An 18144-nucleotide genomic window follows, 5' to 3' on the forward strand; every position below is an offset into this window, starting at 1 on the left:
CTTTTGGTTGCACCCTTTGCGATAATCGGCCATCAACTTCCCATGAACCCGCGCCTGAAAGCCCTGTCCGTCCATCTCCTCACCGCCTCTGGCGCAGTCCTGTCGATGTTTGCCATGCTGGCTGCCGTCGAAGGCAACTGGAGCCTGATGTTCCTCTGGCTGGTCGTCGCGCTGATCGTCGACGGGATCGACGGGCCCTTGGCACGGCGCTTCGATGTCCGTAAGAACTGGCCGACCTACGACGGGGTCCTGATGGACCTGATCGTCGACTATCTGACCTATGTCTTCATCCCGGCCTTCGCGTTGTTCAAGTCCGGGCTTCTGCCGGGCTGGACCGGCTGGCTTGCGATCATCGTGATCTGCTACGGGTCGGTGATCTACTTCGCCGACACGCGAATGAAGACCAAGGACAAGAGCTTTGCGGGCTTCCCGGCCTGCTGGAACATGGTGGTGCTGGTCCTCTTCGCCACCCAGCCCGGAGAGATGGTGATCCTTATGGTGGTGATCCTTCTGACGATCACCATGTTCACCAACCTGAAGTTCATTCACCCCGTCCGGACCAGCCGCTGGTACGAGGTGTCTCTGGCCGTCTGCATCGCCTGGATCGCGCTGGCGGGCTGGGCGGCCTGGTGGGACTTCCAGGAAGGGCCCATCGCCAAGTGGCTTCTGGTGCTGACGTCGCTGTATCTCTGCCTGGCCGGGATCGCCCAACAGATCATCCCCGAAGGCATCCGCCGGGTACGGTGACCCAAAATCCTTAAGCAAGGATTTTGACAAATTTCTTGCTTAAGAAATTTGGTCCCGTCACAACCGCGTCAGCATCACCCCGGCCACGATGATCAGCGCTGCCAGCGCCTTTTCCCCCGTCATCCGCTCGCCAAAGGCCAGCCAGCCAATCAGCACGGCGAACAGGATCGAGGTCTCGCGCAGTGCGGCCACCACCGCGATGGGTGCGAAGGTCATCGCCCAGATCGACACCGCATAGGCGCCGTAGCTTGCGGCCGAAGCGAAGGCCCCCATCCGCCAGGCATGCCAGTTGCGGGGGATCACGTCCCAGCCGCGCAAGGCCAGCATGCCCAGGGTGAAGAAGGTGCCATCCGCCACGAACACCCAGGCCACATAGGCGGCGGGCGAGCCCGAGACCCGCGCGCCCAGTCCGTCGATCAGCGTATAGGTCGCCGTGGCGCAGGCGGACCCCAAAGCAAAGGGCAGAAGCTTGCGGTCCTCGCCGCTGGTGAAGACCCCCCGCGCCATCAAGAGGATACCGGCAGCCAGGACCGCTATGGCGATGTATTCCTGTTGCGTCACCGCATCGGCCAGGAAGGCCGCGCCGAACAGCGCCACAATCATCGGCGCCGCTCCCCGGGCAATGGGGTAGACGCGGCTCAGGTCACCGCGGTCATAGGCATAGGTCAGGAAGAACTTGTAGGCGAAATGGGTGCAGCCCGCCGCGATGACCCAGGGGATCGCGGCCCGGTCGATTGCCGGGGACAGCATCACCACCACCAGCCCGATCGGCACCTCGACGATCGACAGGATCACCATCCCGCCGACCTTCGAGGTCCCCAGCTTGATCAGCGCATTCCAAAGCGCATGCAGGAAGGCCGCGCCAAGGACGGCCAGGAAGATGCCAAGGCTCAAAGCGCGCACCTGTCATGGAACTGTCACAGGCAGGCGTAAGCCCGCCCACGGACAGGCGCAAGCGCGCCGATAGGTCCAGACCCCCGCTTTCGATAGGGTCAGCGCAACCGCAGCCGGATTGGTCCCTGCGCGGCCAGCGGGTCGACCTCGATCCCGCCTTGCGTTGCCACGATCTCGGGCGTTGCCGCGGCCACCGCGCGCACCTCGGGCATCAGGGGGCGCCAGTCCGCCGACAGTGCCTTCGCCACTTCGGACGGACACAGCGACTTGTCCCGCCCCCGCTGAAGGGCCAAGTCCAGGATCGCCGCCCTGATCCGGTCGCTCATATGAGAAGCGCCCCCTCGTGCCGCAGAAGCGCCGCCTTCGTCTCTACCCCGCCCGGGGCCGAGAAGCCGCCGAACCAGTCGGTCCCCATGACCCGGTGGCAGGGGATCAGGATCGGCAGCGGATTGGCCCCGCAGGCCTGCCCCACCGCCTGCGGCGCAGCACTCACGACCTTGGCGATCTGGCCATAGGTCCGCGTCTGGCCATAGGGAATGTCGGCCATCGCGCGTCGCACCGCCGCATTCAGCCCCGTCCCCCAGTCCAGCGGCAGATCGAACCGCGTCAGCCGCCCCGCGAAATAGGCCGCCAGCTGCACCAGACCCTCGTCCAGCAGCGCCGTCCGGCCCGCTTCCTCCGGCAAGCGCCACTCCAGTCCCGCCAACACTCCGTCCCGTTCCACCAGACAGACCGGCCCGAACGGCCCCACCAGGCCCGCCCGGATCACGTCTTGCCCTCACGCAAGGGCGCAAAGGCCTGGCGCAGGACCTCGGCCATCCCCTCCACTGCCGGAGATGTCCCGCGCGGGTTGCGTCGCAGGACCACCCGCGCATTGTCGACGATGGGAAAGCCGTCCTCGGTCGTCAGTTCCCGGCAACCCGCGGGGATCGTGCTGCGCGACAGGGGCGCGATGGCCATCCCGTTCATCACTGCCACCCGGAACCCCCCCGCCATGTCGCAGGACCAAGCCACCCGCCAGTCGATCCCCAGACGGTTCAAGGAGACCTCGACATAGTCCCGGCTCCACTCCGACTGGAAGTAGACCGCCACCGGCACTGGCCGCCGCAGGTGCTGGGCATGGGTCACCGAGGTCACCCAGACCGTCGGGTCGATGCACAACACCTCGCCTTCCTGCACATACTCCCAGTCGTAGATCACCCCGAGGTCGATCTCGTCCGCCTCCAGCGCCTTGATCTGGGCCGAGGAGTGATCCACCCGGACTGAAACCTGCACCCCCTCGTGCCGCTCGTCGAACGCGGCCAGCGCGCGAGGCAGGACGGTGCCGGAGTATTCGTCCGAGATCCCCACCCGCACCGGCCCGACCAGGGGCTTTTCCCGCAGCGCCACCGCCGCCTCGTCCAGCAGCGCCACCACCCGGCGCGCGTAGGGAACCAGCTGCTCGCCCCGCGGCGTCAGCGTGACGCCCCGCGCCTGCCGCTCGAACAAGGGTTGGCCAAGGTTCTCTTCCAGCCGCTTGACCTGCAGGCTGACCGCCGACTGCGTCCGGAACAACCGCTCGGCCGCCGCCGTGACCGAGCCGCTGTCCGCCACCGCCAGGAAGCTGCGCATCAGGTCACTTTCCAGCGGCTGCATCACGGAACCTATGAGTCTGACTTATGTCACCCATCAAACCTATTCGTTTGTGAAATGTCAAACCTCGCCCTATCTCTGGGTCTCAACACAAGGAGACCAGATCATGTTCGCCCGCCTCTTCGCCCTTCTGCAGCTGCGCCGCTCGACCGCGTTCCTGCTGGAACGTGAAGATGACCACCTGCTGCGCGACATCGGTCTGACCCGTGAGGACCTGATCGCGCTGCGCCGGGGCGACCAACTGTTCGACGCCCTGGTCAAGGCCACCAGCCTGCATTCGACGCCGACGCCCCGCGGTCTCCCCGTAGGCGCTTCGGCCTGACTCTTCGCCGGGGGACTGGGGACTCCCGGCGAAGTTTTTCCCCTCGCAACCTGACGCCACCAAGAATTTTCGCCGAAAATTCTTGGATTTGCGCTATACCGGCAGCATCCGCCGCAGGATCTTGCCCGAGGCCGATTTCGGGATCGCCTCGATGAAGGTGATCCGCTTCGGCAGCTTGTAGTGCGCAAGCTGCCCCGCCAGATGGGCCCGGATCGCCGCCCCCTCGGCCCCCTCGGCGGGGACAACGAAAGCCACCGGCACCTCGCCCGTCTCGTCGTCCGGAACCCCGCGCACGGCGGCATCCTTCACCATCGGGGACGTCAGAAGTGCCGCCTCCACCTCGGCGGGGGCCACCTGGAAGCCGCTGACCTTGATCAGCTCCTTCAGCCGGTCCCGGATGAAGACGTTGCCCTGACCGTCCACCTGCGCAAGATCGCCGGTCTTCAGCCAACCGTCCTGCGTCAAGGTCGCCGCCGTTGCGTCGGGCCGGTTGTGATAGCCCGCCATAACCTGCGGGCCACGCACCCAAAGCTCGCCCTCGCCGCCCGGTTCCACATCGGCCCCCGTCGCCGGATCGACGATGCGAAACTCGGTCGAGGCCACCGCCACGCCGATCGCCCCCGGCACCGACGTCGCAAAGGGGACCGAGTGGCTGACCGGGCTCATCTCGGTCATCCCGTAGCCCTGCCGCGACTGAACCCCGGTGCGCCGGGTCACCGCCTCCGCCACCTCCGCACTCAGCGGAGCCGCCCCAGACACCAGCCGCTTGACCGGCGACAGATCAAACTGATCGACCATGGGATGCTTGGCAAGGGCAACGGCAACGGGCGGGGCGATGAACATCGTCGGCGTCGCATGGCGGCTGCAGAGCGTCAGGAATTGCTCAAGATCAAAGCGTGGCATCGTGACGACAGTGCCCCCGGTCGCCAGATAGACGTTCATCAACACGGTCTGGCCATAGATGTGAAAGAAGGGCAGGAAGGCCACCACCCTGTCGCCGGTCTGCACTTGAAAGCAGACTTGGCACTGCTCGACATTGGCGACGAGATTCCGGTGGGTCAGCCGCACCCCCTTGGGCAGGCCGGTCGTCCCGCTGGAATAGGGCAGCACCGCCACGTCCGCCGCATCGTCGACCGGCACCTGCGCCGCCAGCGGCGCGCCCATCAGCGCGGCAAGCGGTGTCGCCCCCTCCGCCTCGCCGATCACTGCGACCTCTATCCCCCCGGCCGCCGCCTTCGCCGTTTCCAGAAAGGCCGGGATGGTGACCAGAAGTCTGGCCCCCGAATCCTGCAACTGATGCGCCACTTCGGGGGCGGTGTAGGTCGGGTTGATCGTGGTGACCGTCGCCCCGGCGAAGGCCACGCCGTGGAAGACCACAGCATAGTCCGGGCAGTTCGGTGCAAGGATCGCGACCACATCGCCCTTGCCCAGCCCCCGCGCCGCCAGCCCCCCGGCAAGCCGCCGGATGCCCACCTCCAGCGCCTCCGTCGTGACCTCGCGGCCCGAGGGGCCGTCGATCATCGCCACCCGGCCGGGGCCCCCCGCCAGCCCGCGCAGGACACGCTCGGTGATGCTTTCGCCCCGCAGGCTGATCGGCGGATACGGACTTGTGTAGATCATGGCACCCTCCCCGGTTCAGGGAAGGATACCACGGTTTCCGCCGAAAAGTTTCAGCCGCGCCCGGTCAGCCCAGCGCGTCGTTGCAGCGCTGGCAGGTGCCGGGGTGCTTGTGGGTGCCCACGTCCGGCAGCACCTTCCAGCAACGCTCGCATTTCTGGCCTTTGGCGGGCGCAAACTCCACCGCCACGCCCGGCACATCGGCCAGCGCGAAGACGCCCTCCGGCGCGGGCTTTGTCGACAGCCAGATGCAGGAGGTGATGCAGACCTCGTCGAAAGGCACCGTCTCCAGCAGCGCCATCATCTGCGGCGAGACGAACACCGTCGGCGCGGCTTCCAGGCTCGCCCCGATGACCTTCGCCGTCCGCTGCACCTCCAGCGCCCCCGTCACCACGCGTCGCACGTCGCGGATCGTCTCCCACTTCGCCGCCAGCGCCGAGTCCAGCCACGCCTTCGGCGTCTCCGGGAAGTCCACCAGATGGACCGAGCTTTCCTCACCCGGGAACCGCTCGAGCCAGACCTCCTCCATCGTGAAGACGAGGACCGGGGCCAGCCATGTGGTCAGCCGGTGGAACAGGATGTCCATCACCGTGCGGCAGGACCGGCGGGTCAGGCTGGTCGCCGGATCGCAATAGAGCGAGTCCTTGCGGATGTCGAAATAGACCGCCGACAGGTCGGACGTGCAGAAGGTGAAAAGCTTCTGGAACACCCCCTGGAAGTCGTATTTCGCATAGCCCTCGCGCACTTCGGCGTCGAGCTCGGCCAGCCGGTGCAGCACCCAGCGCTCCAGCTCCGGCATCTGGGCCGGCTCCACCCGCTCCGCCTCGCTGAACCCCGCCAAGGCCCCCAGCATATACCGCATGGTATTCCGCAGCCGGCGATAGCTGTCGGCGACCCCTTTCAGGATCTCCTTCCCGATGCGCAGGTCCACCGTATAGTCCGACTGCGCCACCCAAAGCCGCAGGATATCCGCGCCATACTCCCCGATCACCTCCTGCGGGGCCACGGTGTTGCCGAGCGATTTGGACATCTTCATGCCCTTCTCGTCCAGCGTGAAGCCGTGGGTCAGGACGCCCCGGTATGGCGCCCGCCCCTTGGTCCCGCAGGCCTGCAGCATACTGGAATGGAACCACCCGCGATGCTGGTCGGTGCCTTCAAGGTACAGGTCCGCCAGCCCGTCCGCCGACCCATCCTCCCGGTCGCGCAGCACGAAGGCATGAGTCGAGCCGGAGTCGAACCAGACGTCCAGCACGTCATAGACCTGTTCATAATCCTGCGGATTCACGATCCCATCGAGGACGCGTTCCTTGAATCCTTGCACATACCAAACATCGGCGCCCTCGGCCTCGAAGGCCGCCTTGATGCGCGCGTTCACCTCCGCGTTGCGCAAGAGGAAGTCCGCGTCGGTCGGCAAAGCACCTTTCTTCACGAAGCAGGTCAGCGGAACACCCCAGGCGCGCTGGCGCGACAGCACCCAATCCGGCCGCGCCTCGATCATCGAATGCAGGCGGTTCCGCCCCGTGGAAGGCGTCCACTCCACCAGCTGATTGATCGAATTCAGCGCCCGCGTCCGGATCGTCTCGCCGTAAGTCGACATCCCGTCATCCAGCGCCCGGTCGATCGCCACGAACCACTGCGGCGTGTTGCGATAGATGACCGGGGCCTTCGACCGCCAGGAATGCGGATAGGAATGCTTCAGCTTCGCCTTGGCAAAGAGCGCGCCCGAATAGGCCAGCTGCTTGATGACCGACACGTTCGCCGGCCCCTCCTTGCCGTCCGGAGTGATGATGTGCTGCCCGCCGAACAGCGGCAGGTTGGCCCGATAGGACCCGTCCGCCTCGACATTGTAGGTCATCGGCAGCCCGAACTTCACGCCCAGCTGATAGTCGTCATCGCCGTGCGACGGAGCCGTATGCACAAACCCCGTCCCCGCATCGTCGGTGACATGGTCACCGGGGAGCATGGGGACGTCATAGTCCCACTCTGCCGCACCACCTTCGACACCCCGGAACGGGTGCGCCAGCACCATTCCCTTCAGGTCCGCCGCCGAGACATCGCCCAGCCGCCGAACCATCTCCGGCCCGACCAGCTTGGCCTGTCCGAACACGGCCTCCGCCAGCTTGTCCGCCAACACCACCCGATGCCCGATGGTGGCCTGGCTGTCCTCCGGCCGCCCGATGATCTCGTACAGGCCGTAAGAGATCTCCGGCCCAAAGGCGACCGCGCGGTTCTGTGGGATCGTCCAGGGCGTCGTCGTCCAGATCACCACGTCGGTCGGCGTCTTGGTGAACAGCGCATCGCCATGGATCACCCGGAACCGCACCCAGACCTGATGGCTGGTATGGTCGTGATACTCCACCTCCGCCTCGGCCAAAGCGGTCTTCTCCACCGGGGACCACATCACCGGCTTCGACCCCTGATACAGCGACCCGTTCATCAGGAACTTCATGAACTCGTCCGCGATCACCGCCTCGGCGTGGTAGTCCATCGTCAGATACGGCCGGTCCCACTTGCCTGTGACCCCCAGCCGCTTGAACTCCTCGCGCTGGACGTCGATCCAGCCCTCGGCGAACTTGCGGCACTCCTGCCGGAAGGCGACCGTGTCCACGTCGTCCTTGTTCAGACCTTTCGCGCGGTACTGTTCCTCGATCTTCCACTCGATCGGCAACCCGTGGCAGTCCCAGCCCGGCACATAGCGCGCGTCCCGGCCCATCATCTGCTGGCTGCGCACCACCATGTCCTTCAACACCTTGTTCAGCGCATGGCCGATGTGCAGGTGCCCGTTGGCATAGGGAGGCCCGTCATGCAGCACGAAGGGTGCCCGCCCGGCGGCAGAGGACCGCAGCCGGTCATAGACCCCGATCCTTTCCCACCGCGCCAGCCATTCCGGCTCGCGCTGGGGCAGGCCCGCCCGCATCGGGAAGGCGGTCTCGGGCAGGAAAACGGTATCGCGGTAGTCAACAGCGGCGGTATCGGCGCACATGGGAGGGGAACCTCAAGACATCAGGGGCAGGTCGGCCCGGAAAGCGGGCCAGCGGCAAGACGACGAACCCGGCCGGGCCTCAGCCCGCCGGGCAAGTAATTCGCGAAGGAACAACCCGCCACATCTGCATGCGCGGCCTTATAGACAAAGGCCCGGGAACGGTCCAGCCCGCCCCCCGGCTTTCCCTTCGGCAAATATTCCGGGGGTGCCGATGGTTTCGCCACTGGTTCAAGAAACCGGAGGCACGGGCAGCGCCCCCATCAGCCGAGGAGGAGGCGCAGCCCGACGACGAGACAAAAGCCTCGCGCGTCAGCGCTCATCTAGAAAACCGCCCGCGACCACCCGCGCTCTTGCCAGAAGCCAAATCCCCTGCCACCCATGCGCCCCATGACGCACAAGATCGCCATCACCGGGGCCGGAATGGGAGGCCTCGCCGCCGCCGCCCTGCTTGCAAGGGATGGCCACGACGTTACCCTCTTCGAACGCTTTGAGACACCAAAGCCGCTTGGCTCCGGCCTTGTCATCCAGCCGGTCGGCCTCGCCGTCCTCGATGCCCTCGGTGCCGGGGACACCGCCCGCAGCCTCGGCGCGTCGCTCACCCGGATGCTCGGGCACTCCGGCGACCGCGTCGCACTTGACGTCGCCTATCGCGCGGGCCAGCCCGGCCTTGCGATGCACCGCGCCAGCCTGTTTCACGTCCTCTGGCAAGCCGCCCGGGGGCAAGGCATCGCGCCAGTGACCGGCCAGGCGGCGCAGTCCACCCATGCGACGCCCACCGGCATCCACCTTGTCACCGACCAGGGCGAGCATGGACCCTTCGACCTGATCGTCGACGCCTCCGGCGCAGGATCGCTTCTCTCTCCCCTCACTGCCCGTCCCCTGCCATTCGGCGCCGTCTGGGCCCATGTCCCCTGGCCCGCAACCGACTTGCCCGCGACCGAGCTGCGCCAGCGCTACCACCGCGCCTCCCGCATGGCGGGCATCCTGCCCATCGGCTGCCTGCCCGGCGACCCGACGCCACGGGCCGCAGTCTTCTGGTCGCTTTCCGGCGCAGAGCTGGACCACTGGCCCGCAAGACCGCTCGACGCGTGGAAAGCCGAGGTCGGGGCCTTCTGGCCCGCGATGACCCCCTTCCTCGACCGGATTTCCGACAAGGCCCAACTGACCGCTGCCCGCTATACCCATGGCACACTCGGCAAACCCTACTCCGACCGCCTGGTCCACATCGGCGATGCCGCGCACCGCGCCAGCCCCCAGCTTGGCCAGGGCGCCAATATGGCGCTGCTCGATGCCCAGGCGCTGGCGCTGGCCCTGCGACAACCGCTGGACGAGGCCCTCCGCGCCTACCACCGCTCGCGCCGCTGGCACCTTGCGCTTTACCAGGCGCTGTCGGCGGCCTTCACCCCGCAGTACCAGTCGCACAGCCGCGCCTTGCCGGTTCTGCGCGACCATGTCCTCTCGCCGCTTTCCCGCCTCTGGCCCCTGCCCCGCATCCTCTCCGCCCTCGTCTCGGGTGACCTGATCCCGCCGATCGCAGGGCAGGCACAGGGTGCAGGCAGCGCAGGCCGACCGGGAGCCTTGGTTCACAAATCCTGAACGCCTGCGGCCAAGTGCTTGATTTGTCTTGGCCCAGACCCGCTGTCCACCGTGGACATCGCTGGACAGATCCCCCCCGACCTGCCATCCTCGCGCCATGAAACTCCCCTCCCTAAACGTCCTTGGCCAAGAGCTGCAGTCCTGCTCGACCGACCCCGTCACCGGGTTCTTCCGCGACGGCTGCTGCAACACCGGCCCGATGGACCGGGGCCTCCACACCGTCTGCGCCCTGATGACGGCCGAGTTTCTGGCCCTGTCGAAATACCTCGGCAACGACCTTTCCACGCCCCGGCCCGAATACGGGTTCCAGGGGCTCAAGCCCGGCGACCAGTGGTGCCTCTGCGCCAGCCGGTTCCTGCAGGCGCATGAGGAAGGCGCCGCCCCCAAGGTCCGCCTCGCAGCGACGCATCAGGCCACGCTCGCCATCGTCCCGCTCGACATCCTTCGGCAATACGCCACCGACTGACCGGGTGGACTCCACACCGGGTCGGCGCGACACAGGTCCCATGATCCCGCCGCGCTTCGATGTCTCCGAAGACCAGATCGCCCGCGTCGTGGCGACCTTCTACGCCTGCATTCGTGAGCATCCCGGCCTTGGCCCGGTGTTTGCGAGGCATGTCACCGACTGGCCCGCGCATGAGGCAAAGATCACTCGGTTCTGGCGGAACGCGATCCTGCACGAACGCAGCTATGACGGGAACCCGCTGGCCGTCCACCGCGCCGCCGGGAATGTCCGGCTGGGGATGTTCGATGTCTGGCTCGGCCTGTTCGACTCGGTACTCAAGCGGGAACTGTCGCCCGACACTGCCGCAGCCTGGTCGACCCTCGCCCACCGGATCGGGCGCGGGCTGATGTTCGGGATGCAGGGCGACCCAGGCGCGCCACCCTCACTTCGCTGAGACGGCCGCCTTCGGCGCAGGCTCCGGCATCGGCCGGATCGAGCCGTCGTCGCGCATCAGATCCTCGATGAACAGCGACAGAAGCTGCGGCCGCCCGGTCACCCCGGCCTTGCGGTAGATCGCGTTGGTCTGCGCCTTGACCGTGCCTTCGCTGGTCGAGCGCAGCTGGGCAATCTCGGCCGTCGACATGCCCTTGATCGCGAACAGCGCCACGTCCCGCTCGGACGGTGTCAGTCCCCATTCACGGAAGTGTTCGTCCAGCAGATCGGCAAAGGCCCCCGAGGCGCGGCGCAGCTGTTCCTCGGCGCGGTGCCGTTCCTTCAACGCCCGGCGCAGCATCAGCGCACCGACGACCACGCCCAGGATCAGCCCCAGCGAAGCACCGATCTCCATCGCCTCGCGCATTTCCCAGCTGATCGGCGTGCTGCGGATGCCCAAGACCGAGGACAGAATGTCGGACACGAAGAAAAAGGCGCAAAACGCCTGGATCACGAAGATCGCGATGAACGGGGCAGCGCGCCTCACGCCGGGACCGGGCGGCAGCTGGCGGGCTCAGTCGTCATCATCATCACCACCGCCGTCGTCGTCGTCATCTCCGCCGCCGGAGCCGCTGTTGTCATCGTCGTCGTCGTCATCATCGTCATCATCGTCATCATCGTCGTCGTCATCATCGTCGTCGTCGCCGCGGTCCGGCCCACCGTCACGATCGTCGATGATCGCCACGTCCCCGCCATTGCCGGAAATAGGCGTGAACAGGTCCCGCAGGATTTCACCGGTCTTCGGATTGACGATGATTTCGCGGCGACCATCCTTGCGGATCGCCGTAATGCGGACGCGGCCAAGCAATGTCCGCTCTTGCACGATGCCCCGGAACCCCAGCCGCCTGAGCTGCCGGATGATGCTTTCCACCACGGTTTCCGCGAACACAGGAGTCGCCAGGGCGATGCCTGCGGCCAGTCCGGACAGGAACGTACGCCGTTTCATGTCGTCACCCCGATCGTCATTCGGCCACTATGTTCGACGCCGAAAGCCCCGGCAAGACCGGGGCTTTCGCTTGCGCAACTGTACGGGGCCTCAGTCGTCGTCCCCGTCGCTGTCGTCGCCGTCGTCATCATCGCTGTCGTCATTGTCGTCGTCCCCACCACGGTCGTCGTCGCCGTCATCGTCATCATCGTCGTCATCATCATCTTCGTCGTCGTCGTCACGACCCTTGCGATCGTCGTCCTGATCGTCATCCTCGTCGTCAAAGTCGCTGTCGACAGTCTTCACCTGCTTGCCGGTCCGGTCGGCATCGTCGTCATCCGCGGCTTCGGATTCCTTCTTGAGGATCGCGAGGGTCTCGTTGTCGTAGATCACCTCGACCTTGATGCCGTCCCTGATCGCCTCGACCTTGGTCTGGGTCGGGCCGACCTTCACTTCGACGAAGTCATAGCCCGCGGCAAGATAGTCCTCGGCCAGCTGGTTGCCGTCGATGGCGGAGAATGCGGCACCCGAGGTCAGCGCGATGGCGGCGGCGTAGCACAGAAGTCTGGTTCTCAGTTTCATCAGAGGGTCTCCATTCGGTTGCGGTTCCCGCTCGTCCAGCGGCAGGTTGACCGCCGTCGAGAGCATGGGAAGAGAAAGCCGCATCCAGTGCCGTCCGACCATTGCACCCGAGTTTACCAGGGGTGGTCTATGCCGCCAGTTTGCAGGACTAAACCCCAGTTTATGCGTATTTTGCGGGGGCGACCGGCAAATCGCGGTTCTGGAACGGGATTGGACCTCGAACCGCAACACCTCCACCGGAATGCAAAAGGCCCGCGGCAGTTTCCCACGGGCCCTGCTGGCTCTGCGCTGTCTGGCGATCAGACCTTCATCTGCACGCCCAGGTGCTTGGCCACAGTGAAGATGTCCTTGTCGCCGCGCCCGCACATGTTCATCACGATGATCTGGTCCTTGGGCAGCGTCGGCGCCAGCTTCATCACCTGCGCCAAGGCGTGCGACGGCTCCAGCGCCGGGATGATTCCCTCCAGCTTGCAGCACAGTTGGAACGCCTCCAGCGCCTCGGCATCGGTGATGCTGACATATTCGGCGCGGCCCACGTCATGCAGCCAGGAATGTTCCGGCCCGATGCCCGGGTAGTCGAGACCTGCGCTGATCGAGAAGCCTTCCAGGATCTGCCCATCGGCGTCCTGCAGAAGATAGGTCCGGTTGCCGTGCAGCACACCCGGGCGGCCCCCGGTCAGGGACGCGCAATGCTCCATCCGGTCGTCGACGCCCTTGCCGCCCGCCTCGACCCCGACAATCCGCACCGACGGGTCGTCGAGGAACGGGAAGAACAGGCCCATCGCGTTCGACCCCCCGCCGATGGCCGCGACCACCACATCCGGGAGACGACCCTCACCCTCCTGCTCGGCCAGTTGCCAGCGCACTTCCTTGCCAATGATCGACTGGAAATCGCGCACCATCGCCGGATAGGGATGCGGCCCTGCCACCGTGCCGATGCAGTAGAAGGTGTCGCGGACGTTGGTCACCCAGTCGCGTAGCGCGTCGTTCATCGCGTCCTTCAACGTGCCACGACCAGAAGTGACCGGAATCACCTCGGCCCCCAGAAGCTTCATCCGGAACACGTTCGGCGCCTGCCGTTCCACGTCATGCGCGCCCATGTAGACGACGCACTTGAGGCCGAACTTCGCGCAGACCGTGGCCGTGGCCACCCCATGCTGCCCCGCCCCGGTTTCCGCGATGATCCGAGTCTTGCCCATCCGGCGCGCCAGGATGATCTGGCCCAGCACGTTGTTGATCTTGTGGGCGCCCGTATGGTTCAGCTCATCCCGCTTCATGTAGACCTTGGCGCCGCCGAGGTGTTCCGTCAGGCGCGGCGCGAAATACAAGGGCGAGGGGCGACCCACATAGTGTTTCCACAGATCGTCCATCTCGGCCCAGAAGGTCGGATCGGTCTTGGCGTGGTTGTAACGCTCTTCCAGTTCCAGGATCAGCGGCATCAGCGTCTCGCTGACAAACCGCCCGCCGAACATGCCGAACCGGCCCTGCTCATCCGGCCCCGTCATGAAGCTGTTCAACCCGTCCTCGGCCATGGCGCACCCCCGTTGTTCCCTCTGCATCTAGCGCCAATGCGGTTGGTGGTAAAGCTGCGCGTCTGACGCTTTCGTGATCGGCGTCGCTGCAACTTCCCCGGAAGGCCTTCCGTAGCTTCGCCGCAATCCTGCAACGACCCGAAGGAGTTACCCATGCGTCTGCTTGCCACCGCCGCCCTGTTCGCGGCCACCGCCCTTCCCGCCGCTGCCGAAACCGCTGTCGCCCTGTCCGGCGACCGGACGCTTCTGTGGATCGACACCGCCACCGCCACCGTGACCGGCAAGGTCGACGTTCAAGGCGTCGACCGCCTGTTGGGCATCGACTTCCGCCCCGGCGACATGACCGTCGTGGGCGTGACCGCCGACCACAAGATCGTGGTGATCGACCACATGACCGGCGCCACCACCGAGAAGGCGACGATGAACGTGATGCTGCCGTCCGTCGACAGGCCGGTGATCGTCGACTTCAACCCGGCGGCCGACCGGCTGCGGTTCATGACCGGCACCACCAACCACCGGGTGAACCCCGATACCGGCGAAGTGACCGTGGACGGCAGCCTCGCCTATGTGGCCGAAGACATGCACGCGGGCGAAGCGCCGAACATCGTCGCTGCGGCCTACACCAACAGCTACGGCAAGCCGGAAAAGACCGCGATGTTCAACATCGACGCGACGATTGCCGGGCTGATCCAGCAGACCGCGCCGAATGACGGCACCCTGGCTGCCATCGGCAAGCTGGGTGTGGCGCTGGAAGGCCCGGTCGCGTTTGACGTCGCCACCACGGCGGACGGCACCAACACCGCCTGGCTTGCGGCGAATGGCGGGCTGCATACCGTCGACCTCGCCACCGGCGCGCTGACCGGGTCCTGGATGCTGACCGGCGCGGATGAGTCGATCCGTGACTTGACCGTCCTGCCCGCGATGTAAGTCGTCCGGCACGAGGGTCATGGCGGGCGGTCGTCTCCAGCGACCGCCCGCAGTTCATCTTAGGATCGGCACGCCGTCCTTCACGCCCTGCGCCGCCTGAACAAAGGCCGCGATCAAACCAGCATCCTTCACCCCGGGAGCGCTTTCCACCCCGCTGGCCACATCGACCTGCCGCGCGCCGGTGCGCTGGATCGCCTGCCCGACATTCTCGGGCGTCAGCCCGCCTGCCAGCATCCACGGCTTCAGCCACTTGCGCCCGACCAGAAGCCGCCAGTCGAAGGTCAGCCCATTGCCGCCGGGCAGAACCGCATCTTTCGGGGCCTTGGCATCGACCAGGATCTGATCGGCAACCAGTTGGTAGTCCAGCAGAGGCGCAAGGTCCGCCTCGACCGCCACCCCGATCACCTTCATCACCGGCAGGCCATAGCGCGCCTTGATCTCGGCCACGCGGGCCGGGCTTTCGTGGCCATGAAGCTGCAGCATGTCCAGCGGCACTTCGGCCACGATGGCATCCAGCACCGCGTCATCGGCATCGACCACCAGCGCGACCTTGCACAACCCTTCGGGGGCGGACAGGGCCAAAAGCCGCGCCTCGGCGGGCGTCACATAACGCGGCGATTTCGGAAAGAAGTTGAACCCGGCATAGGCCGCGCCGGCCTTGGCCACCGCCGCCACATCCCTGGGCGTCTTCAGCCCGCAGATCTTGACCCTGACCTCGCGCATCAGCGCTTTTCCAACAGCGCCAGCACCTCGTCCTGCGGCGGGACCGAGGTTGCGTCCTTCAACACCGCAAGCTCGCGTTCCAGCCGGGCCACTTCCCGCGTCTTCTGGCTGGCGGCGGCGCGGTGGCCATGTTCGCGGAACCATTCCCAGACAAAGCCGATCAGCACCCCGGCAATGATGCCGCCGAAGATCACCACGAACAGCGGCAGGTCCATCGCCCAGGTCAGCCCGGTCAGGGCCGCAAGATCGGTCGGCAGAAGCTGCAGGGTGACCGGCGCCCGGTTGGCCAGCGCGACGGTCAGAAGGCCAAGGCCCAGAAGCCCCAGCAACAACAGACGAAGATAGCGGATCATCGGGAACGCAACCCTTCCTGGTTTCGTCCCGAGTATCGGCGGCACAGCGCCGAAGCGCAAGCGCGTGCGGGGTTACTTGCCGTTCAGCCGGTCGCGCAGAAGCTTGCCGGTCTTGAAGAACGGCACCTTCTTGTCGTCGACCTTGACCGCCGCCCCGGTGCGGGGATTGCGGCCAACCCGCGCATCACGGGCCTTGACCGAGAAGGCGCCGAAGCCGCGCAGCTCGACCCGGTCACCTTTGGCAAGGGCTTCGATGATTTCTTCAAAGACCGTGTTCACGATCCGCTCGACATGTCGCTGGGTCAGGTGCGGGTTCTCATCCGCGATCTTCTGGATCAGTTCCGAACGGATCATCCGTAGTTCCCCCTGTGGTTCGGCCCCTGGCAGGCGGCCGCCACGTGCTTGTTCTCGGGCGACTATAGCGACAGGTTTTGCCTCATGACAAACAAAAACGGGGACTTGGCACCAAGGAAAAGGCCCCGCGGGGTACGCGGGGCCTTTCCATTCAATCGCAGGTATTGCGACCTGAAGTTTAGCTACGATCCTTCAGGGCCGCGCCCAGGATGTCGCCCAGCGAGGCACCCGAATCGGACGAGCCATACTGTTCGACGGCTTCCTTCTCTTCGGCGATCTCGCGCGCCTTGATCGAGAGGCCCAGCTTGCGGGTCTTCGGGTCGATGTTGGTCACGCGCACGTCGACCTTGTCACCCACCTGGAAGCGCTCGGGACGCTGGTCAGCGCGGTCGCGCGACAGGTCCGAACGGCGGATGAAGGACTTCTGGCCGTTGTATTCGACCTCGATCCCGCCATCCTCGATCGCGGTGACCGCGACGGTGATGATCGCACCACGCTTCACGCCGTCCACTGCATCGGTGAAGGTGTCGTCGCCCAGAGCCTTGATCGAGAGCGAGATACGCTCCTTCTCGACGTCCACTTCGGTGACGGCGGCTTGCACCACGTCGCCCTTGCGGTAGTTCTGGATGGCTTCTTCGCCGCGCTGGTCCCAGGACAGGTCCGACAGGTGAACCATGCCGTCGATGTCGTTGTCGAGGCCGACGAACAGACCGAATTCGGTGATGTTCTTGACTTCGCCTTCGATGGCCGAGCCGACCGGGTGGTTTTCCGCGAAGACTTCCCACGGGTTGCGCTGGGTCTGCTTGAGGCCCAGGGAAACGCGACGCTTGGCGCTGTCGATTTCCAGCACCATGACGTCAACCTCTTGCGAGGTGGAGACGATCTTGCCGGGGTGCACGTTCTTCTTGGTCCAGGACATTTCCGAGACGTGAACGAGACCCTCGACGCCAGCTTCCAGCTCCACGAAGGCGCCGTAGTCGGTGATGTTGGTGACGCGGCCTTTGTGGACCGTGCCGATGGCATACATCTTCTCGACGGCATCCCACGGGTCGGACTGGAGCTGCTTCATGCCCAGGCTGATGCGGTGGGTTTCCTTGTTGATCTTGATGACCTGAACCTTGACGGTCTCGCCGATCGACAGGATTTCCGACGGATGGTTGACGCGGCGCCAGGCCATGTCGGTGACGTGCAGCAGGCCGTCAACGCCGCCGAGGTCAACGAAGGCACCGTATTCGGTGATGTTCTTGACCACGCCATCCACGACCTGACCTTCGACCAGGTTGCCGATGACTTCAGCGCGCTGTTCGGCGCGGCTTTCTTCCAGGATCGCACGGCGCGAGACAACGATGTTGCCGCGGCGACGGTCCATCTTCAGGATCTGGAACGGCTGCTTCATGCCCATCAGCGGGCCAGCGTCACGCACCGGGCGGACGTCGACCTGCGAGCCCGGCAGGAAGGCCACAGCGCCACCCAGGTCGACCGTGAAGCCGCCCTTGACGCGACCGAAGATCGCGCCGTCGACGCGCTGCTCGGCAGCATAGGCTTTTTCCAGACGGTCCCAGGCTTCCTCGCGGCGGGCCTTCTCACGGCTGATCTGGGCTTCACCGCGAGCGTTCTCGACGCGGTCCAGATATACTTCCACAGTGTCGCCCACGTTGATGTTGGGCTGCTCACCGGGGTTGGCGAATTCTTTAAGGTCGATGCGGCCTTCCATCTTGTAGCCGACATCGATGATGGCCTGGCCCGCTTCGATCGCGATGACCTTGCCTTTGACGACAGTGCCCTCTTCGGGGGTGTCGATCTCGAAGCTTTCCTTCAACAGGGCTTCGAAGTCTTCCATGCTTGCTTTAGCGCACATATAGATCAGTTTCCTTTTCTCGTGTTTTCACTGGCCATGCGGTTGGCTCCGCCGGTCTTGGCCCTGAACGAAAAAACGCATCCGTCCGGGAAACCGGCGGCTGCGACTCTTCTCAGGATGCGGGCGCTATAGTGGGAAAGCTGCGCTTGGGCAAGGGAAAGC

20 protein-coding genes are annotated in these 18144 nt (G+C 65.6%); 6 read left to right on the forward strand and 14 right to left on the reverse strand.

Annotation, left to right across the window (positions count from 1 at the left end; translation table 11 throughout):
• The first annotated feature begins 42 nt into the window (after positions 1-42).
• Positions 43-747 (forward strand): phosphatidylcholine/phosphatidylserine synthase, encoded by a 705-nt coding sequence (locus E8M84_RS12565; protein ID WP_137111520.1) that lies wholly within the window; start codon positions 43-45, stop codon positions 745-747.
• A 57-nt stretch (positions 748-804) separates the two neighbouring features.
• On the opposite strand, the gene E8M84_RS12570 is transcribed toward E8M84_RS12565, so the two are convergent.
• The 4 genes from E8M84_RS12570 to E8M84_RS12585 all read right to left on the reverse strand — a co-directional run bounded on the left by E8M84_RS12570 (position 805) and on the right by E8M84_RS12585 (position 3276).
• Positions 805-1641: a DMT family transporter gene (locus tag E8M84_RS12570; RefSeq protein WP_137111521.1), complete on the reverse strand. Its 837-nt coding sequence runs from the start codon at positions 1639-1641 to the stop codon at positions 805-807.
• A 98-nt stretch (positions 1642-1739) separates the two neighbouring features.
• On the reverse strand, positions 1740-1967 hold the full coding sequence (locus E8M84_RS12575) for a DUF3253 domain-containing protein (RefSeq protein ID WP_137111522.1): 228 nt from the start codon (positions 1965-1967) through the stop codon (positions 1740-1742).
• Positions 1964-2407 carry a methylated-DNA--[protein]-cysteine S-methyltransferase gene (locus E8M84_RS12580; RefSeq protein ID WP_137111851.1) on the reverse strand — a complete coding sequence of 148 codons (444 nt, stop codon included), beginning with the start codon at positions 2405-2407 and terminating at the stop codon, positions 1964-1966. Before E8M84_RS12580 ends, E8M84_RS12575 begins: the two co-directional genes overlap by 4 nt.
• A complete protein-coding gene (locus tag E8M84_RS12585) occupies positions 2407-3276 on the reverse strand; it encodes a LysR family transcriptional regulator (RefSeq protein WP_240790371.1) in 870 nt (289 codons plus the stop codon). Before E8M84_RS12585 ends, E8M84_RS12580 begins: the two co-directional genes overlap by 1 nt.
• Before the next feature lie 103 nt (positions 3277-3379).
• Between E8M84_RS12585 and E8M84_RS12590 the strand changes: the two genes are divergently transcribed.
• Positions 3380-3595: a DUF1127 domain-containing protein gene (locus E8M84_RS12590; protein ID WP_170971923.1), complete on the forward strand. Its 216-nt coding sequence runs from the start codon at positions 3380-3382 to the stop codon at positions 3593-3595.
• A 93-nt stretch (positions 3596-3688) separates the two neighbouring features.
• Here the strand turns inward: E8M84_RS12590 and E8M84_RS12595 are convergent, their stop codons facing one another.
• Positions 3689-5215 (reverse strand): AMP-binding protein, encoded by a 1527-nt coding sequence (locus E8M84_RS12595; RefSeq protein WP_137111525.1) that lies wholly within the window; start codon positions 5213-5215, stop codon positions 3689-3691.
• 64 nt (positions 5216-5279) lie between these two features.
• A complete protein-coding gene (gene ileS / locus E8M84_RS12600) occupies positions 5280-8195 on the reverse strand; it encodes an isoleucine--tRNA ligase (RefSeq protein WP_137111526.1) in 2916 nt (971 codons plus the stop codon).
• A gap of 387 nt (positions 8196-8582) precedes the next feature.
• Here ileS and E8M84_RS12605 point away from each other — a divergent pair, with 387 nt between their 5' ends.
• From E8M84_RS12605 to E8M84_RS12615, 3 genes are all read left to right on the forward strand, one after another.
• Positions 8583-9791 carry an NAD(P)/FAD-dependent oxidoreductase gene (locus E8M84_RS12605; RefSeq protein WP_205914605.1) on the forward strand — a complete coding sequence of 403 codons (1209 nt, stop codon included), beginning with the start codon at positions 8583-8585 and terminating at the stop codon, positions 9789-9791.
• 97 nt (positions 9792-9888) lie between these two features.
• Positions 9889-10257, forward strand: coding sequence for a DUF2237 family protein (locus tag E8M84_RS12610; RefSeq protein ID WP_137111528.1), 369 nt, complete (start codon positions 9889-9891; stop codon positions 10255-10257).
• 40 nt (positions 10258-10297) lie between these two features.
• Positions 10298-10690 (forward strand): group III truncated hemoglobin, encoded by a 393-nt coding sequence (locus E8M84_RS12615; protein WP_137111529.1) that lies wholly within the window; start codon positions 10298-10300, stop codon positions 10688-10690.
• Here the strand turns inward: E8M84_RS12615 and E8M84_RS12620 are convergent.
• From E8M84_RS12620 to trpB, 4 genes are all read right to left on the reverse strand, one after another.
• Positions 10679-11215 (reverse strand): helix-turn-helix transcriptional regulator, encoded by a 537-nt coding sequence (locus tag E8M84_RS12620; protein ID WP_137111530.1) that lies wholly within the window; start codon positions 11213-11215, stop codon positions 10679-10681. The two genes, E8M84_RS12615 and E8M84_RS12620, sit on opposite strands and share 12 nt — an antisense overlap.
• A gap of 27 nt (positions 11216-11242) precedes the next feature.
• Positions 11243-11674 carry a hypothetical protein gene (locus tag E8M84_RS12625; protein WP_205914606.1) on the reverse strand — a complete coding sequence of 144 codons (432 nt, stop codon included), beginning with the start codon at positions 11672-11674 and terminating at the stop codon, positions 11243-11245.
• Between the two features lie 90 nt (positions 11675-11764).
• Positions 11765-12235 carry a PepSY domain-containing protein gene (locus E8M84_RS21460; protein ID WP_170971924.1) on the reverse strand — a complete coding sequence of 157 codons (471 nt, stop codon included), beginning with the start codon at positions 12233-12235 and terminating at the stop codon, positions 11765-11767.
• Between the two features lie 299 nt (positions 12236-12534).
• Positions 12535-13767, reverse strand: a complete 1233-nt coding sequence (gene trpB, locus E8M84_RS12635; protein WP_137111531.1) for a tryptophan synthase subunit beta — start codon at positions 13765-13767, stop codon at positions 12535-12537.
• Between the two features lie 153 nt (positions 13768-13920).
• Here trpB and E8M84_RS12640 point away from each other — a divergent pair, with 153 nt between their 5' ends.
• Positions 13921-14694, forward strand: a complete 774-nt coding sequence (locus E8M84_RS12640; protein ID WP_137111532.1) for a DUF4394 domain-containing protein — start codon at positions 13921-13923, stop codon at positions 14692-14694.
• 54 nt (positions 14695-14748) lie between these two features.
• Here the strand turns inward: E8M84_RS12640 and E8M84_RS12645 are convergent, their stop codons facing one another.
• The 4 genes from E8M84_RS12645 to rpsA form a co-directional block, all read right to left on the reverse strand.
• A complete protein-coding gene (locus E8M84_RS12645) occupies positions 14749-15417 on the reverse strand; it encodes a phosphoribosylanthranilate isomerase (protein ID WP_137111533.1) in 669 nt (222 codons plus the stop codon).
• Positions 15417-15770, reverse strand: coding sequence for a LapA family protein (locus E8M84_RS12650; RefSeq protein ID WP_137111534.1), 354 nt, complete (start codon positions 15768-15770; stop codon positions 15417-15419). The genes E8M84_RS12645 and E8M84_RS12650 overlap by 1 nt, the downstream gene beginning before the upstream one ends.
• Before the next feature lie 72 nt (positions 15771-15842).
• Positions 15843-16124, reverse strand: coding sequence for an integration host factor subunit beta (gene ihfB / locus E8M84_RS12655; RefSeq protein WP_137111535.1), 282 nt, complete (start codon positions 16122-16124; stop codon positions 15843-15845).
• Between the two features lie 178 nt (positions 16125-16302).
• Positions 16303-17982, reverse strand: coding sequence for a 30S ribosomal protein S1 (gene rpsA / locus E8M84_RS12660; protein WP_137111536.1), 1680 nt, complete (start codon positions 17980-17982; stop codon positions 16303-16305).
• Positions 17983-18144 lie beyond the last annotated feature (162 nt).

The sequence above is a fragment of the Rhodobacter sp. SY28-1 genome (genome assembly GCF_005222785.1).
Classification (GTDB): Bacteria; Pseudomonadota; Alphaproteobacteria; order Rhodobacterales; family Rhodobacteraceae; genus Tabrizicola.